The sequence below is a fragment of the Nautilia lithotrophica genome, from assembly GCF_054656815.1.
Genome location: NZ_BAAHXN010000001.1, coordinates 1 through 16,556 on the forward strand (window position 1 = coordinate 1; position 16,556 = coordinate 16,556).

Annotated in this window: 17 protein-coding genes; 13 read left to right on the forward strand and 4 right to left on the reverse strand. The window is 33.1% G+C overall.

Annotation, left to right across the window (positions count from 1 at the left end; all coding sequences use genetic code 11):
- Nucleotides 1–104 precede the first annotated feature (104 nt).
- Genes ACYQ19_RS00005 through ACYQ19_RS00015 form a run of 3 tightly spaced genes read left to right on the forward strand, consistent with a single transcriptional unit; the run spans nt 105 to nt 2,811 of the window.
- A complete protein-coding gene (locus ACYQ19_RS00005) occupies nt 105–1,298 on the forward strand; it encodes a M48 family metallopeptidase (RefSeq protein ID WP_459977118.1) in 1,194 nt (397 codons plus the stop codon).
- Nucleotides 1,295–1,954 carry an SDR family NAD(P)-dependent oxidoreductase gene (locus ACYQ19_RS00010; RefSeq protein WP_459977120.1) on the forward strand — a complete coding sequence of 220 codons (660 nt, stop codon included), beginning with the start codon at nt 1,295–1,297 and terminating at the stop codon, nt 1,952–1,954. Before ACYQ19_RS00005 ends, ACYQ19_RS00010 begins: the two co-directional genes overlap by 4 nt.
- Nucleotides 1,951–2,811, forward strand: a complete 861-nt coding sequence (locus ACYQ19_RS00015) for a N5-glutamine methyltransferase family protein (RefSeq protein ID WP_459977122.1) — start codon at nt 1,951–1,953, stop codon at nt 2,809–2,811. The genes ACYQ19_RS00010 and ACYQ19_RS00015 overlap by 4 nt, the downstream gene beginning before the upstream one ends.
- Here ACYQ19_RS00015 and ACYQ19_RS00020 read toward each other — a convergent pair.
- The 3 genes from ACYQ19_RS00020 to ACYQ19_RS00030 are packed head-to-tail and all read right to left on the reverse strand — an operon-like array spanning nt 2,801 to nt 4,794.
- Nucleotides 2,801–3,940 carry an MFS transporter gene (locus ACYQ19_RS00020; RefSeq protein ID WP_459977124.1) on the reverse strand — a complete coding sequence of 380 codons (1,140 nt, stop codon included), beginning with the start codon at nt 3,938–3,940 and terminating at the stop codon, nt 2,801–2,803. The two genes, ACYQ19_RS00015 and ACYQ19_RS00020, sit on opposite strands and share 11 nt — an antisense overlap.
- A complete protein-coding gene (locus ACYQ19_RS00025; RefSeq protein ID WP_459977126.1) occupies nt 3,937–4,209 on the reverse strand; it encodes a hypothetical protein in 273 nt (90 codons plus the stop codon). The genes ACYQ19_RS00020 and ACYQ19_RS00025 overlap by 4 nt, the downstream gene beginning before the upstream one ends.
- A gap of 9 nt (nt 4,210–4,218) precedes the next feature.
- Nucleotides 4,219–4,794 carry a MarC family protein gene (locus ACYQ19_RS00030; RefSeq protein WP_459977128.1) on the reverse strand — a complete coding sequence of 192 codons (576 nt, stop codon included), beginning with the start codon at nt 4,792–4,794 and terminating at the stop codon, nt 4,219–4,221.
- 47 nt (nt 4,795–4,841) lie between these two features.
- Between ACYQ19_RS00030 and ACYQ19_RS00035 the strand changes: the two genes are divergently transcribed.
- Entirely contained in the window at nt 4,842–7,592 is a 2,751-nt protein-coding gene (locus ACYQ19_RS00035) for a MutS-related protein (RefSeq protein WP_459977129.1), read from the forward strand.
- Nucleotides 7,579–9,228, forward strand: a complete 1,650-nt coding sequence (locus tag ACYQ19_RS00040) for a bifunctional metallophosphatase/5'-nucleotidase (protein ID WP_459977130.1) — start codon at nt 7,579–7,581, stop codon at nt 9,226–9,228. Before ACYQ19_RS00035 ends, ACYQ19_RS00040 begins: the two co-directional genes overlap by 14 nt.
- On the opposite strand, the gene ACYQ19_RS00045 is transcribed toward ACYQ19_RS00040, so the two are convergent.
- The gene (locus ACYQ19_RS00045) at nt 9,225–9,839 is read right to left on the reverse strand and encodes a hypothetical protein (RefSeq protein ID WP_459977132.1); all 615 of its coding nucleotides are present in this window, start codon (nt 9,837–9,839) and stop codon (nt 9,225–9,227) included. The genes ACYQ19_RS00040 and ACYQ19_RS00045 overlap by 4 nt on opposite strands.
- Nucleotides 9,840–9,962: 123 nt before the next feature.
- Here ACYQ19_RS00045 and ACYQ19_RS00050 point away from each other — a divergent pair, with 123 nt between their 5' ends.
- From ACYQ19_RS00050 to hypB, 8 genes are all read left to right on the forward strand, one after another.
- Nucleotides 9,963–10,967 carry an ABC transporter substrate-binding protein gene (locus ACYQ19_RS00050; RefSeq protein ID WP_459977133.1) on the forward strand — a complete coding sequence of 335 codons (1,005 nt, stop codon included), beginning with the start codon at nt 9,963–9,965 and terminating at the stop codon, nt 10,965–10,967.
- Between the two features lie 9 nt (nt 10,968–10,976).
- Nucleotides 10,977–11,957: a FecCD family ABC transporter permease gene (locus tag ACYQ19_RS00055; RefSeq protein WP_459977134.1), complete on the forward strand. Its 981-nt coding sequence runs from the start codon at nt 10,977–10,979 to the stop codon at nt 11,955–11,957.
- A gap of 1 nt (nt 11,958) precedes the next feature.
- On the forward strand, nt 11,959–12,714 hold the full coding sequence (locus tag ACYQ19_RS00060; protein ID WP_459977136.1) for an ABC transporter ATP-binding protein: 756 nt from the start codon (nt 11,959–11,961) through the stop codon (nt 12,712–12,714).
- Nucleotides 12,715–13,390: 676 nt separating this feature from the next.
- Nucleotides 13,391–14,032, forward strand: a complete 642-nt coding sequence (gene cbiM / locus ACYQ19_RS00065) for a cobalt transporter CbiM (RefSeq protein WP_459977138.1) — start codon at nt 13,391–13,393, stop codon at nt 14,030–14,032.
- Nucleotides 14,029–14,331, forward strand: a complete 303-nt coding sequence (locus tag ACYQ19_RS00070) for a PDGLE domain-containing protein (RefSeq protein ID WP_459977140.1) — start codon at nt 14,029–14,031, stop codon at nt 14,329–14,331. The genes cbiM and ACYQ19_RS00070 overlap by 4 nt, the downstream gene beginning before the upstream one ends.
- 38 nt (nt 14,332–14,369) lie before the next feature.
- Complete coding sequence (locus ACYQ19_RS00075; protein ID WP_459977142.1) at nt 14,370–14,864, forward strand: energy-coupling factor transporter transmembrane component T; 495 nt, start codon at nt 14,370–14,372, stop codon at nt 14,862–14,864.
- Between the two features lie 26 nt (nt 14,865–14,890).
- On the forward strand, nt 14,891–15,652 hold the full coding sequence (locus tag ACYQ19_RS00080; RefSeq protein ID WP_459977144.1) for an energy-coupling factor ABC transporter ATP-binding protein: 762 nt from the start codon (nt 14,891–14,893) through the stop codon (nt 15,650–15,652).
- Between the two features lie 180 nt (nt 15,653–15,832).
- Entirely contained in the window at nt 15,833–16,543 is a 711-nt protein-coding gene (gene hypB, locus ACYQ19_RS00085) for a hydrogenase nickel incorporation protein HypB (protein ID WP_459977146.1), read from the forward strand.
- Nucleotides 16,544–16,556 lie beyond the last annotated feature (13 nt).

Sequence of the window (16,556 nt, forward strand, 5' to 3'; positions counted from 1 at the left end):
ATTATTTATATTTTATTAATATATCTTTTGTAATCTATTTACTCTTAATAACTACTGATTTAAATCAGTTTAAATGCTATAATTCACATAAAAAAAGGGTAATAATGGTTAATTTATTAATAGGAATATTTGGTGTATATGTTTTTATTAAAATAATTTTAGAAATTAAAGAAGTTTTATATATAAAAAATGTATTTGGTTTAGGTGCAGTTTTAATGGATATAGATACATATAAAGACGCAGCTATATATTCTATATATAAACATACACTTAATATTTTTAATGCTTTAATTTCACTATTTTTAGTTGTTTTTTGGCTTAGTGGTGGCCTGTTTATTATTAATTTCTTACTATACAAAAGTAATTCTTTGCTTAGTGAGCTTGAAATACTTTTAGCTTTTTTTACTATTAATTATATTTTGACTTTACCAATAAATATTTGGGAAAAGCATATAGATAAAAGATTTGGGTTTAATGTGGCACCTTGGCGTATGTTTTTTGTTGATGAAATTAAAAAAATATTTATTTTTCTAATTTTTGGGGGTGCATTTTTTGCAGGACTTATATATTTTATTGAGAATTTTCAAAACTGGTGGTTATACGGATTTGTATTTACATTCGGTGTAGTAATAATGATTAATCTTTTATATCCCTTTTTTGCACAGATGTTTAACAAATTTACTCCTCTTGAAGATGAAGAGCTTAAAGATGCCATTGAAGAGATGATGGCTAAAGTCGGGTTTAAAAGCAGCGGTATATATGTAATGGACGCAAGTAAAAGGGATACGAGGTTAAATGCTTATTTTGCAGGGTTTGGTAATACTAAAAGGGTAGTGCTTTTTGATACGCTTCTTAAAAAACTTACAAAAGATGAAATTTTGGCAGTTTTAGGTCATGAGCTTGGCCATTTCAAACACAAAGATATATTCAAAAACATTGCAGTTGTGGGAGTGATGCTTTTTGTCCTGTTTGCAATATTTGGAAATCTGCCCGATACTCTTTTTAAAGAACTTATGGTACCTAAAATTGGAGCTAATATAATTATTTTGGCATTGCTTTTCAGTGAAGTGATTTTCTTTGTATTGCAGCCGTTTGTAAATCTTATCAGCAGACACAACGAATTTGCTGCCGATGAAATGGGAAGTGAGCTTGTAAGCAAAAAAGACCTTGCAAGCGCACTTAAAAAACTTGTAAGCGAAAACAAACACTTTCCAAGAGTCAGCAAACTATATTCGTTTATTTACTATTCACATCCTCCTATTTTAGAAAGACTTGAAAAGCTGGAGAATGAGAAATGAAAGTATTGATTACAGGAATTAGCAGAGGGATAGGATACGGACTTGCGAAGTATTATATTGAAAACGGGAATGAAGTTTATGCAATAGGCAGAAAAAATCCCTTTGACGATGCTCTTAGGTTTTACAGGCTAGATGTAAGTGCATTTGAAAAGATACCTCATGCCGTAGCATCTCTTGAAATAGAAGAGCTTGATTTGGCTATTTTAAATGCGGGAATATCGGGTGAGATTAAAGAGATGAAGTATTGGAGTGTTAAAGAGCTTCAAAATATATTTGATATTAATGTGTGGGCTAATAAGGTTTTGATAGACGAACTTGCTCCTTTTACCGAAAAAATAGTGGTAATGAGTAGCGGGGCGGCTGTAAACGGAAATCCTGGCTGGGGAGGATATTCTTTAAGCAAATGTGCGGTAAATATGATGGTAAGTATTTATTCCAAAGAGATTGATTCTAAAATTTACGCTTTAGCTCCGGGAGTTATTGATACGGATATGGTAGATAAGGTAATAAGCGGTGATCATTCCAAATTTCCAAGCCTTGACAGGGTTGAAGCCGGACGTGTAAGTTTGGAAGAAGGAGTTGAAAGAATTGTAAATACTATTGATAAACTTGACGAATTTGAAAATGGCAGTTTTGTGGATGTGAGGCTGGTTTGAAAATAAAAGATTTTTTAAAAAATCCTAACGGAAGCTATATACTTGAAAAAATTTTAAATAAAGATAAAACCTGGCTGTTTTTACATGATGATCTGGAAGTGCCAAAAGATGCAACTCAGATTTTGCGAAAAGTAAAATCAGGGTATCCGATTGAATATATATTTGAGGAAGTCTGGTTTTACGGAGATAGGTTTTATATAAAAGAGGGTGTGCTTATTCCAAGGGATGATACGGAAGTGGTGGTGGAAAGAGCGATAGAGTTAATAAATGAAAAATGTAAAGCGAAAAGTGAAAAGTGTAAAGTAGTGGATTGTTGCACGGGGAGCGGAGTTATAGCAATAGAAATTGCCAAGCATACAAATGCTAAAGTTATTGCAACGGATATAAGCGATACTGCGATAGAAGTTTGTCAAAAAAATATTATATTAAATGGTATGGATAATAAAGTTAAAGTTGTAAAAGCGAATTTGTTTTCAATAAAAAGCAGTGTAAATCAAGAGGAAATAGAGCAGAATGAGATAATAAATATAAATGAAATTGAAAAATTCGGATTTGTAGTTGAAGATAATTTTATAAAAGCCGATATTTTGGTCTCAAACCCGCCGTATGTGGAAAACAGCTGGAAAAAACCTAATGAATTTGAACCGGATCTGGCGTTTTACGGAGGAGATGACGGGCTTGATATTGTAAAAGATCTAATTATTAAAGCAAAAGATCTGAAATACAAAGCTGCGGTAATAGAGATAGGGTATAACCAAAAAGATCTTTTAAGTAAATTTTTAAAAGATAAGGCTGAAAGTTTTGAATTTTTTAACGATTTGGCGGGGAATGTGAGAGGGGTTGAGATTATTTTTTGAGTCTGTTTATAAAAAATATTGAAACAAGCGTTAATACAACCGTAATTTCAAATGTTTTAAATAGACCAATTTTTTCCCCCACAAGTCCTACAAGATAGACTATAATGGAGCTTACTCCGAAATTTATTCCCATGTAAATACTGTTGATAAAAGTCGGTTTGTCTGTTTTGAGATCGTGCACAAACGCCAGCAGAACCGGTGAGGAAGTAAAAAGGAAAAATCCAAGAGGTGCGAGTAAAATCCAAAGTGCGTTTTTGAAAAAAAGTAAAAAGAGAATCAGAAAAAGAGCCGAGCCGATACTTGAGATTATAAGCATATTTACCCTTCCAATTTTATCCGAAAACCTTCCGGCAAAAAAGGCTCCCAAAATTCCGAATCCCTGAAGTACTCCAAAAGCGATACTCGCACTCTCCACACTGTAGCCGTTATGTGTGAGAAACAAAGGAAGGTAAAGAGATATTGCGTATTTTGAAGTGTAGTTGAAAAGAATAAAAATCGTAAGTATTGTAAAAAAGGGCTTTACTTTGTTTAAAACGCTTTTGATTTCACCTTTTTCAAACTTTTTGGCATTAAAAGTTGTTTTGTAGTTTTTGAGTTTAATGTATAGAAAAATGCTTGAGAGTATTCCAAGAGGTGTAAGTTTCCAGATACCCTCAAGTCCCCAGACGGATATTACCCCGGCTGCCAAAATTGGCCCAACGGTTCTTGCACTTTCACCCCCGACCATAAAATAGCTCATTCCCTTACCACTCTCTTTGCCTGAGAATTCTTTTATCATAGTGGGGCTTGGAATATGAAAAAATGCTGCGCTTATTCCTGCGATAAAAAGTAAAAATAAAGCAACCGCGTAAGAAGAGGTAAGGCTCAAAAGCCCCATTGATATCGCGGTAATTGAAGGTGTGAGGATTACAAAATATTTGGCGTCGTTTCTTTCGGCGATAAGACCTAAAAGAGGGTTGAATAGTGAAGGTATTTTTCTTGCGATATCCAAAAAAGACGCCTGTGTAAGGCTGATACCGAGTCTCTCAATAAGAAGCGGCAGAATAGGGGCTAAAAGGGCTGAGAAAATATCGTGTGTAAAATGTGCAAATGTTATTAAAAGGACTTTTGATTTTTGAAACTGTTTCATTTCAGTTTCTCGTTCATTTTAATGTATTCGGGTTTTGTTTCGATACACTGCATGGCGGGTGCGGCTTTTGGATCGTCTCTGAAGACTACTACGCAGTGCATTCTCGGATACCCCTGTGTGTCAAACTCATATACCCTCGGATTGATTCCGCTTGTTTCTATTGTGTAGCTTAGGGTGTTGACAGTTTTTTTAAATACTCCTACTAAACTGTTCCAGTTAAAAGCAAATGAAAAAGTTGCAATAATTGCAAAAATGATCAGTTTTTTCATAACTTCCCCTTAAAAATGTAAATATTTGGCAATTCCGTCAAGCAGCATCTGGACGGAGAGTGAAATTAAAAGCATTCCCATGAGTTTTTCAATCGCACTGAAAACGCGGTTTGGGATTATTTTGGAAAATTTGAGTGAAATTATAATGATTAACGCACTTAATGTCCATGATAAGAAAGAAGCACCTAAAACAGCGCCAATATTATATTGGGATGCGAATAAAATAAGTGTAGCCAAAAGTGAAGGCCCTGCAATCATAGGAATTGCAATAGGGACAAGATAAAGTTCGTTTTCTTTGCCAAACATAGGCTCATTGCTTGGAAAAATCATTTTAAGTGCAATTAAAAAAAGAATTATTCCTCCGGCAATTGAAACGGACTCTTCCCTGAGTCCCAAAAAGTTCATAATGTTTTTGCCGAAGAATATAAAAATAAAAATAACCACAAACGCAAAAATAAGCTCTCTTATGATAATCTGTAGTTTTTCTTTGTCGTTATAGTCTTTAAGTAGTGAGAGTATTATCGGAAAATTTCCAAACGGATCCATAATAAGAAAAAGTGTTACGGCAATATGCAAAATATCCATAATCCGCCTTTAAAATTAGTGTATAATTATACACAAAAAAGGCTGGCATGGACATTAATAAACTCCTCGCTTCAAAAAAGCTCTTAACTGAAATATATTTTGATCTGCAAAAATATTACGACTTAATTTATCCAAATGCCGTTGTATTGATGGAAGTCGGAACATTTTTTGAAACATATGAGGCTGAAGGGGTCGGAAAAGCTAGGGAAATTGCAAATGTGCTAAACATACAGCTCACTAAGAAAAATAAATCAATACCCGATATTGACGTTAAAAACCCTCTGATGGCCGGGTTTCCGAATCATGCTCTTGATCGTTATCTTGAAAAACTGATTGAAGAGAACAAATACACAATCATACTTATAAAACAAAAAGGAACGCCTCCGAATGTAAAAAGGTATCTTAGTGAAATAATATCTCCGGGGGTCAATCTCGAATACAATAAAACACCTGAAAATTACGTAACTTCTATAATTATTGAGAAATATTCGGCATATCATGTGGGGTTTGCGAATGTGGACGTTACGACGGGGAAAAGCTACGTATATGAAAACTACTCCACAAAAGACGATCCTACTTTTGCTTTGGATGAGCTTTTCAGGCTGCTTCAGACGTATAAGTCAAATGAAATTATCCTCACACTTAAAAACGTAGAGTGTGACGAGATTGTAAATTATCTGGAACTTGATGGTAAAAATATTATAATAAACCGCACTAGAATGGATATAAGTTATCAGAATGAAATATTCAAAAGGGTTTACAACATTCAGAGTCTGCTCAGTCCCATTGAAGTTATGAATTTTGAAAAGTTTCCTTTAGTGACGGAGTCTCTGGGGATACTACTTGAATTTGTAATAGCACATAATAAAGAGCTTCTTACAAAACTAAAAGAGCCTGTTTTGATTGAAGATGAAAAGTTCGTCTATCTCGGTAACAATCCGATAAAACAGCTTGAAATTTATAAAGTTTTAAAACTTATAGACAAAACAAAAACTGCAATGGGAAAAAGGCTTATAAAAGAGAGGCTTTTTAACCCGGTGCGTGATGAAAACGAGCTTGAAAAGCGGTATAAATCTGTTAGCTTTATGCTTAACCGTTATAAAGAGTTCGAACCGCTTTTAAGGGATATTTACGACCTTGAAAAGATTGACAGGAAAATAAAACTTAAAAAACTACATCCGTTTGAACTTAGTTTCCTGCTGACATCCCTTGAGGCGATAAGCGAAATTTACATCAAACTCAAAAAAAGAACAACAAAAATAGACAATTTCAGCGATTATATAAAAAGAAATTTTGAGCTTGATAAAATAAACGTAAAACTTGAAGATATTAAAGAGAGCTTTTTTAAACGGGGTGTGGATAAGACGCTTGACGAGCTTATTGATGAAAAAGAGAAATATTATAAAAACCTTTTAAGCATTAAGAAAAAAATCGAAAGCCTGGGGGATGTAAAAGTTGAGATAAACCAGCTTGATAAGGAAGGGTTTTATTTTACCCTTACAAAAAACAGATTCAATATGATAAAAGACAAACTTCATGAAACGTTTATAGATATAGACGGGGAGAAACTCTTTTTTGACGATTTGAGGATTAAACAGCTTACCAACAGCGTGAAAATAAACGGTGATAAAATTGAAGAGATCAGCGATAAAATAATCGCACTTCAAAACAAAATCATAAAAAAAACAACCAAACTTTTTATTAAAAAACTTGAGGAGATTGAAAGGGAGTTTGATTTACTCAATTCCCTTTCCGATGAAATCGCAAAAATAGACGTGGCGGTCAGCAGTGCAAAGGTCGCAAAAGAGTTCAACTACACAAAACCTAAAATCAAAAACGTAAAAGCGAGATTTAAAGACTTAAGGCATCCGCTTATTGAAATAAACCAGGAAAACGGCGTTTATGTTCCTAATGATATCGATTTTAACGAATACGACGGAATGCTTTTATACGGAATCAACAGCTCCGGTAAAAGCTCACTTATGAAGAGTGTCGGAATTGCGGTGTTTTTGGCTCAGGCGGGCTTTTTCGTGCCTGCAAGCGAGATGGAGTTCAGTCCGTATAATGCGATCTTTACAAGAATAGAGGCGAGTGATAATTTAAGCAAGGGGCTTTCAACCTTTGCGGTTGAGATGCTTGAGCTTAAAAACATATTCAACCGAGCAAACGAGAACTCTTTAGTACTTGGTGACGAAATAGCACACGGAACTGAAACCACTTCAGCCCTTGCTATTGTGGCGAGTGCCGTTATCAAACTTGCAAAAAGAAAAATAAACTTTCTCTTTGCCACACACCTGCATCAGCTTATGGATATAGATGAGGTTAAAAACCTCTCAAACGTTGTGGCAAAACACCTTGAAGTGTGGTTTGACGGGGAAAAACTCGTATACGACAGGAAACTGAAAGATGGAAGTGGAAGCAGTGTTTACGGGCTTGAGTTTGCAAAATCGATCTATATGGATAAAGAGTTTATTAAACTTGCTGAAAACATACGTAAAAAACTCACGGATGAATACAGCGAAATAGAGCTTCTTTTGAAAAAGAAAAAAAGCAGATACAACAAAAACCTTTTTGTCACCACATGTGCGATATGCGGCAAGCCGGTGGAAGACGTGCATCATATAAAAGAAAAAGAAAAGGCGAAAGAAGGCTTTATTAATCATATGCCTGTTCATCACAAATACAACCTCATACCTTTATGCAAAAAACACCACAAAATGGTTCATGAAGGAAAAATTATTATAAGGGGATTTGTAACTACCAGTAAAGGAATTGAGCTTCATTATGATGAAGTATAGAAAATTTTTAGTTTTTTTAATCATTTTATTGTTTACTGGGTGTGTTAAAACACCGAATAAACAAGAAAGTTTTAATCTGGAAATAATACACCTCAATGATACGCATTCACACATCGAACCTACAAAAATTAAAATAAAAATAAATAATAAAAACACCTACGTTTTTGCAGGAGGATACGCAAAAATAGCAAATTTTATTATTCATAAGAAAAAATCCAATACATTGGTTTTACATGCAGGTGATGCATTGCAGGGAAGCTTGTATTATATGCTTTTTAAAGGGAAAGCCGATATAGAGATTCTAAATAAAATGAGACTCGATGCTTTTACAATAGGAAATCATGAATTTGATAATGGTGCTTATGAATTTGCCAAAAATTTTGTAATGAAGGCTGATTTTCCGATTTTGGCTTGTGATATAAACGCTAAGAAAAACAAATATTTAAAAAATATTATACAACCTTTCATAATTAAAAAAATAAACGGGGAAAAAGTTGCAATTGTTGGTGATACCATAAATTCTTCGGTTATATCAAAGCCTGGAAAAAGTGTATTATTTAATAATTATCTTTTATCAGCCATGAAAAGTGTTGAAAAATTAAAAAAAATGGGAATCAATAAAATTATTTTTTTGACGCATTTAGGAATAGAAAAAGATAAAATATTAGCCAAAAAAATACCTGACATTGATGTAATAGTCGGAGGGCATTCCCATACGTTACTTGGTGATTTCAGTAATTTGGGATTGCAATCTTATGGTAAATATCCAATGGTCATAGAACATAACAAAACTAAAACGTTGATTGTTACGGCTTGGAAATGGGGGCTTGTTGTTGGGGATTTGAACGTTTCTTTTAATAAAAAAGGTGAAATTGTCTCTTTTAACGGAACACCGGTAATGCTTGTAGATAACAGATTTTTAAGAAAAATTTCTGATAAAAAAGTTGAAATTAAAAGCCCTTCAATATATAAATATATTAAAAAAGCTCAAAATATAAAAATAGAAACAAATAATAATAAAATAGAGGAAATTATAAAAAAATATAAACCAAAAATAGATATTTTAATGAATAAGGTTATTGCAAAATCTAAAACCGATCTTTCAAATCAAAGAGTTCCTAATCACCGCTCTTTTTCAGCTGTTGCCCAGTATGTGGCGTTTGCTTTTTATAATAAAACCAAAAATTTAACTGATTTTGCCCTGATAAATGCCGGTGATATCAGAGGAGAAATACCGCAGGGCAATATTACGCTCGGACAGATTTATAACATTCTTCCATTTAAAAATTCCTTAGTAATATTAGAAATAAAAGGTAAAATCTTAAAAACTACACTTCAAAACGCAGTAAGCAGGGCTATGAAAGGAAACAGCGGTGCTTTTCCTTATTTAGCAAACGCCGAAATGAAAATAAAAAATTCTAAAATAGTGGAATTAAAAATAAATGGGAAACCTATAAAAGATGAAAAAATATATAAATTTGTAACCATATCCTATATTGCAAACGGCGGTGATTATTACAAAGAATTTAAAAACCTCAAAAAAGAAGACACAGGATTTATTGAAGATGAAGTTTTTATTGAGTTTATTAAAAACAAAACATTAAAACCAATTAAAAGTTCTGTTTTAGTTTACTAGACTATATCTTTTACTTCTATTTTGAATTTATTAAACCTGAATTCCGCTTCTTTAAGGTAGTAAAAAAATTTATCTTTTTTTATGCCTTTGAATTTTGTAATAAAATTTTCAAAATATTCCCAAAACATAGGAATATTGATGTTTTGTTTGATTTTGATTATATGGCTTTGGCGAAGCAGTTTTTTGATTTCTTCCGGGTCCATGTTTTCATATACTTTCATATCGTTAAGTAATATGTTGTATATTTTGCCTCCGTAATCTATTGTAAGAAAGTTTTGGGCTTTATATATTGATTTTATGTCTTTTTTGTTGGTTTTTGGGATATATAGATATTCGTCAAATTCGGTTATTTCGTTTTTTTTCAAAAACTCGTCTTCGCAGATCTTTGCCATAACCTCTCTGATATGCTGTATTTCTTTTACAACGCTGGCGTATGCGAAGCCGTATTTTTCGGCAATTTGACTCGGGGTGTATTCCAATAAGAATGCATGCAGTATTTTTGCTTTTCTGTCAATTTTTTTAGGCGAGAATTTTCTTTTGCATTTGGCGCATTTGTAATAGCCGTCTTTTAATTTATACAGGATGTAATGGTCGCAGTAAACACAGCTCATTTTATTCCTTTTAAGTTTTGTTCTAAAATTATATAAGAAAAATTAAAATTTAAGAAAAATTTAAGTTTTTGTGCTATCATTTCAGTGACCCTTTTAGAAAATCCCTCTCTTTGGAGTTATCACATGAAAAAACTTGTTTTGTTAATAGTTGCGATAATTTTAAATGCGAAAGTTATTACCGATTCGTTAAACAGAATTGTAAATATTCCTGATAATGTTAAAAAGGTTGTAGCCGTAGGGCCGGGGGCGTTGAGGCTGGTGGTTTATCTTCGCTCACAAGATAAAGTTGCTGGAATTGAAAAAAGAGAAAAAAAATTTATTTTCGCACGTCCTTACATACTCACACATAAAGAGCTGCTTAAACTGCCTGTGGTCGGAATGGGCGGTCCTAATGTGCAGATTAACTTTGAAAAAATCATTTCATTAAAACCCGACGTAATAATCGCCGGATATATTTCAAAAAGCAAAGCCGATATGATAACGGCAAAAACAGGTATTCCGGTTGTGGTGATAAGTTACGGGAAGCTTGGGACGTTTGCCAATGAAAAACTTTTTAATTCGATTAAAATATTAGGAGAAGTGTTTAATAAACAAAAAAGAGCCGAGGATGTAACAAAGTATATTAAAAATCTTGATAAAGATATCAAAAAAAGAAAATTCAAAACCGATAAAAAGATCTATATCGGTGCCGTGGCATTCAAAGGACTTCACGGTATAACTTCAACCATGCCTAAATTTCCTCCTTTTGAGATGCTGGGTATTAAAAACGTAATAAATTCAGACGCCAAATCACAGATTTTTATAAATAAAGAAACGCTTTTTAAGCTTAATCCGGATGTGATTTTTATAGACGAAAGCGGAATGAAGTTTATTAAAGATAGTTTTATAAAACACCTCAAAGCATATAAAACACACGAAATTTACGGGATACTGCCGTATAATAATTATATGACCAATATAGGAACGGCTTACGCGGATACGTATTATATCGGCAAAGTTCTTGCGCCCGGAAAATTCAAAGATATCGATATTAAACAAAAAACGGATGAGATTTATAAGTTTTTGGTGGGCAAACCTTGTTATAATTCTATGGCCGAATTTTTCGGAGGATTTAAAAGACTATTTTAAAGGGTTTGTTTGCAGGAATATATAAAACTTTTACAGAAAAATATTTTTTTGACGCTGTTTGCATTTATTGTGCTTATTGTTATTTTTATTTTTTCAGTTAAAACAGGAGAAGGTAATTATACTTTTTTCTCTATAATTGACGCTTTTTTTAATAAAAACGACGAATATTTTATAATATATGAAATAAGAATACCAAGAAGCCTTGCTGCAGTGTTTGTCGGGGCATCTTTGGGTGTTGCAGGGCTTGTTATGCAGTATATTTTAAAAAACCCTTTAGCTTCACCTTTTACTCTCGGTATTTCGCATGGGGCTCTGTTTGGAGCGAGTTTAAGTATAGTGTTTTTTAATTCGTTTTATCTTGCTTTGTTTGCTTTTATCGGCGCTAATGTCGTTACTTTTATAATACTTTTTCTTAGTAGACTCAGAGGCTTTACTCCCGAAGTTTTGATTTTAAGCGGTGTAGCTATCAGTGCGCTTTTTGGAAGCGGAAGTATGTTTTTGCAGTATTTTGCCGATGATTTGGAACTTAGCAATATAATTAACTGGAGTTTCGGCGATTTGAGCAAGGCGGAATATTTCAGTATCGGTGTGCTTTTTGCCGTTTTTATGCTTGGATTAATCTATTTTTATATAAAAAAATGGGATTTTAACGCACTTGATATAGTTGAGAGTGAAAACGTGGGGGTAAACGTCAAGCGTTTAAGACTGGTATCTCTTTTAATAGCCACGCTTCTTAGCGCCGTAAGTGTTGCATATTTCGGAATAATCGGCTTTATAGGGCTTATCGCTCCTCATTTTGCGAGGCTTTTAAGCGGGGATTTCAGGTTTTTGCTGCCTCTTAGCGCAATAATAGGCGCGGGGCTTTTACTGCTTTCGGATATTGCTTCAAGAGTTCTTTTATCGCCGGTAGAACTGCCTGTCGGGATTCTTACATCTTTTATCGGAGCGCCTCTTTTTTTGATACTTCTTATTAAAATATATAGGAAATAATATGAGGTTTGTTGTAGATAATTTAAGGTTTTGCTATAAAAGCGATAAAATACTTGATGATATAAGTTTCGAGCTTAAAAGAGGCGAGGTGGTTGCTATATTGGGTGTAAACGGAGCCGGAAAATCAACACTATTAAAAACGATTGCAAAAGTCATTAAGCCAAAAAAAGGAACTGTTTATCTCGGAGAAGAGGATATCCATAAACTTGATTTTTCCGAACTTGGCAAAAAAATAGGATATGTGAATCAAAAAAGTGAGGGAGGATATTTAAACGTTTTTGATACTTTACTTCTTGGTAGAAAGATTTATTTTAAGAGCTCACCTAAAAAAGAGGATTTAAAACGGGTTGAGGATATTTTGGATAAACTTGATTTAAAAAACAAAGCTTTTACGCCTACGAATGAATTAAGCGGGGGAGAACTGCAAAAAGTGGTAATCGCAAGGGCACTTTTGCAGGAGAGTGAGGTTCTGCTTTTGGATGAACCTACAAATAACCTTGATATAAAAAATCAGGTTGAGGTTCTTAAACTTGTAAGAGAATTTTCAAAAGAAAAAAAAATATTAAGTATTCTTGTAATGCATGATATAAATCTTGCGCTTCGTTTTTGTGATAAGTTTATTTTTATGAAAGGTGGTAAAATTGAAGCGGAAGGCGGCAGGGAAATAATTACTGCCGAGCTGATAAAAAAAATATATAATATTGATGTGGATATTTGCAGTTACAGAGGCATTGATGTCGTGGTTTTTAAAAATTAAGTTAATGAATAATCATTTAATCTAAGTTTAAGGTTTCTGTTATAAAATTTCAATAAGCCTTTTAAAAAGTTTCTTCAAGAAGGAAGTTTTCCTTCTTAATTCTCATATAAGTGTCTGGCACCAGAAAGCTATTTGTGTGAAATTCCTTGTTTACTTTTCATTATTTTATATAGATAACGTAGTTGTATTTGTTAGTGTATATGTTAGACGTGATATTGTTATATTGTATGTATGGTGTATCAACTCTAAAACTATTTTTGATGCTTAAATACAAACGGTTTGTTTTATAAATAAAATAGTTAATACATAAATGAATTGCAAATTAAATTATTGTATTTTGTGATGTATGTCGCTGTATATGTTAACTTAAGGTTGTTTTTTGATACTTTTTCAATATTTAATTTAAGTTTTGGTTGTTCTAAGTTTGTATTCTGCATTATAAGTTTAGTGTTTAGATAATCTTAAAAATTTTGTGCTTTGAATGGTAAAAGATAGGAAATATGATTATTGTGAAAAAGAAACAGATTCAATTTTTATTACTTGTATATAAATAGGACTAAAACTTAATTAATTAACCTCAATTTAAGTTCTAAAAATATATAAGAATATAAAAATTTTAAGTTTTCCTTAAAAAACTGAGTTACAATTCATTGTAAAAAAATTTAAAGGAGAAAAAATGCATATTCCTGACGGATACATTTCACCTGTAACTTGTGCGGTAACGTATGCCGTAGCGGCACCATTGTGGTATTACGGGTTTAAAAAACTTAAAGAAAAATTAAACGAAGAGACTCTTCCGACTCTTGCGGCACTGAGTGCTTTAAGTTTTATAATTATGATGTTTAACATTCCTATTCCAGGAGGAACGTCTGCCCATGCAGTTGGTGCTGTAGCGATTGCAATTCTGTTCGGTCCCTGGGTGGGGTTTGTTTCGGTTTCACTTGTGCTATTAATTCAGGCGGTGGTGTTTGGAGATGGAGGAATAAGTGCCTGGGCAATTAATTCTTTATCAATGGGATTTGTTGGAAGTTTTGTAGGTTATTACGTATTTAACGCACTTAAAAAATATAAATTCGCACCTTTCATAGCCGGGTATGTAGGTATTTTGGCTTCTGCACTGGTTGTTGGAATTGTTCTTGGAATTCAGCCTATATTTTGGGTTTCAAACGGGCATCCTGAATATTTCCCGTTCGGGCTAAAAGTTGCAATTCCTGCAATGCTGAGTGCTCATCTAATTATCGGGTTTGCAGAAGGAATACTTACTCAAATAGTATATAAACTTGTTGGCGAAAAAACTATTCAAAGGATTGCGGCATGAAAAAGAAACTTTATATAATGCTTGGGGTTTTAATTGCGCTTGTTCCATTAGGGCTATTGACAGACGCACCTGCATGGGGGGAGTGGGATTGCAGTTATTTTGAAAAAGTATTAGGTTTTATGCCTCAGGGAATTGAGAAAATTGAAAACTCTATTCATATGAAATATATTTTGCCTGACTATTCGCTTCCCGGAGCGAGTGATGTATTGGGCTATTATATAAGTGCGATCGTGGGTGCGGTGCTTGTATTCGCAATTTATTATTTTATTTATCTAATGGTTAAAAGGAAAAAAGCGTGAGAATATTTTTTATTGCTTTTTTCTTTCTTTTTTTATATTTGAAAAATATTGAAGCAATACTCCTTGGAGTTTTGGTTTTATTGGTGATTGATTATAAAAAAATGCTAAAAAGAAGCAAAAGGGTTATTGTTTCAATATTTTTATTTAATTTAGGTGTGAGTGTCGGTTATGTTTTGATGGGATATATTGAAGGTTTTAATCCTTGTGATTATGTGACATATATAAATCTCAAAGTTTTTTTAATGACGTATTTTGTTTTCTGGTTTTTTGAAAGGGTAAATGTTGTTGAATTTTTTTCTTTTTCAAAAGATCTAAGTTATTTGATGACAATGACATTATCACAGATCTTTTCATATAAAAAAACCTTTGAAGATTTCAGGATGGCTTTTAGATCAAGAGTTATTAGTTTAAAGGATAAAGAAAAAGATTTCATAGCAAATACGTTTAAGTTTTTTTTCAAAAAGGCTATGAGAGATTCTAAAGAAAAAGCGCTTGCCATGAGGGCGAGAGGGTTTTTTGAGAGTGAAAAGTGAAAAATTAAAAATGAAAAGTGAAGAAGATGAAAGAAATTATGAGTATTAAAAACGGATATTTTTATTATGAGGATAATTTAGCGCTTGAAAATATAAATTTAGAGGTTAAGGAAAAAGAAAAACTTGTTCTTTTGGGAAACAATGGAAGCGGTAAGTCGACTCTTTTAAGGGTAATCGCAGGACTCTATTTTTTAAACAGGGGTGAATATTATTTTGAAAACGTCCTTATTAAAAAAAGAAAAGTAAAAAAGGAATTCAGAAGCAAGGTAGGCATTCTTTTTCAAAATCCAGACGCTATGATATTTAATCCGACTGTTTATGATGAAATAGCGTTTTCTCTTAAAGAATTCAGATTTGATAATATTGATGATAGGGTTATAGAGATAGCTAAAGAATTCAATATAGAAAAACTGCTTAAGAAGTCTCCGCTTGAACTAAGCGGAGGGGAAAAACAAAAGGTGATGCTTGCTTCCATTATGGTGTATGAACCAAAACTCTTGCTTCTTGATGAGCCGACAGCAGCTATGGATCCGAGAACCACAGGATGGTTTATAGATTTTATTTATGATCTTGACATTACTGCGATTATTGCGACTCATGATCTGGCGGTTGCGTATGAAATGAGTGAAAGAGCTGTTGTAATGGATGAAAGGCATAAAATTGTTTATGACGGGGATATGGAAGAACTTATGAAGAATCTTGATGTGCTGTTACAGGCAAACCTTATACATAAACACAGACACAGACACAAAAAGTTTATTCATTCTCATTATCATTTACACTTCTAAAAGTCCAAAACATATACAAGAAAACCCAGATTTTAAGTTTTTTTTAAATTTTCAGTGTATAATTCAAGTTATGAAGTCGTGAAGTAGTTAAGTTGTTAAGTATATAAAGAATGAAGATTCATTATACCTTATCTACTTCACAACTTAGGCACATAACTACTTAAAATTAAAGGAGTCAATATGGCTGAAATTATCAATGAAGATATTAAAAACAACCCTCAGTTATCACATAAAGTTACCGTAATTGAGAAAATTCTTTCTAAAAACAACGCTATGGCGGATGAAATCAGAAAAACTTTTGATGAACATAAAATAACATGTTTTAATATGATGAGCTCTCCAGGAAGCGGTAAAACAACAACTCTTGAAAATTTAGCAGGCAAACTGCCGTATAAATTCGGAGTAATTGAAGGAGATTTGGAAACGAGTAGAGATGCAGAGAGAATCAGAAACAAAGGTATCTGGTCATTCCAGCTTCAAACAGGAAGAGCCTGTCATCTTGATGCCGGAATGGTAAAACACGCAATGCCTGAATTTCCGTTTGACGATGTGGAAGTTGCGTTTATTGAAAACGTGGGTAACCTTGTGTGTCCTGCGAGTTACGATGTAGGGGCTCATTACAATATGGTATTCGTAAGTGTTCCAGAAGGTGATGATAAAATAGAAAAATACCCTGTAATGTTCAGAAAAGCTGACATAGTCGTTATTACAAAAGCGGATATGGTTGATTATTTTGATTTTGATATCGAAAGAGCAATTGAAAACGCAAGAAAACTAAAACCTGGAGTTCCAGTGGTGCTACTTAACAATAAAACAGGCGAAGGGCTTGATGAAATAATAGATTGGATTAAACAAAAAAGAGAAGAACACTTAAAGTCAATTGAGAATTGAGAATGAAGAATTG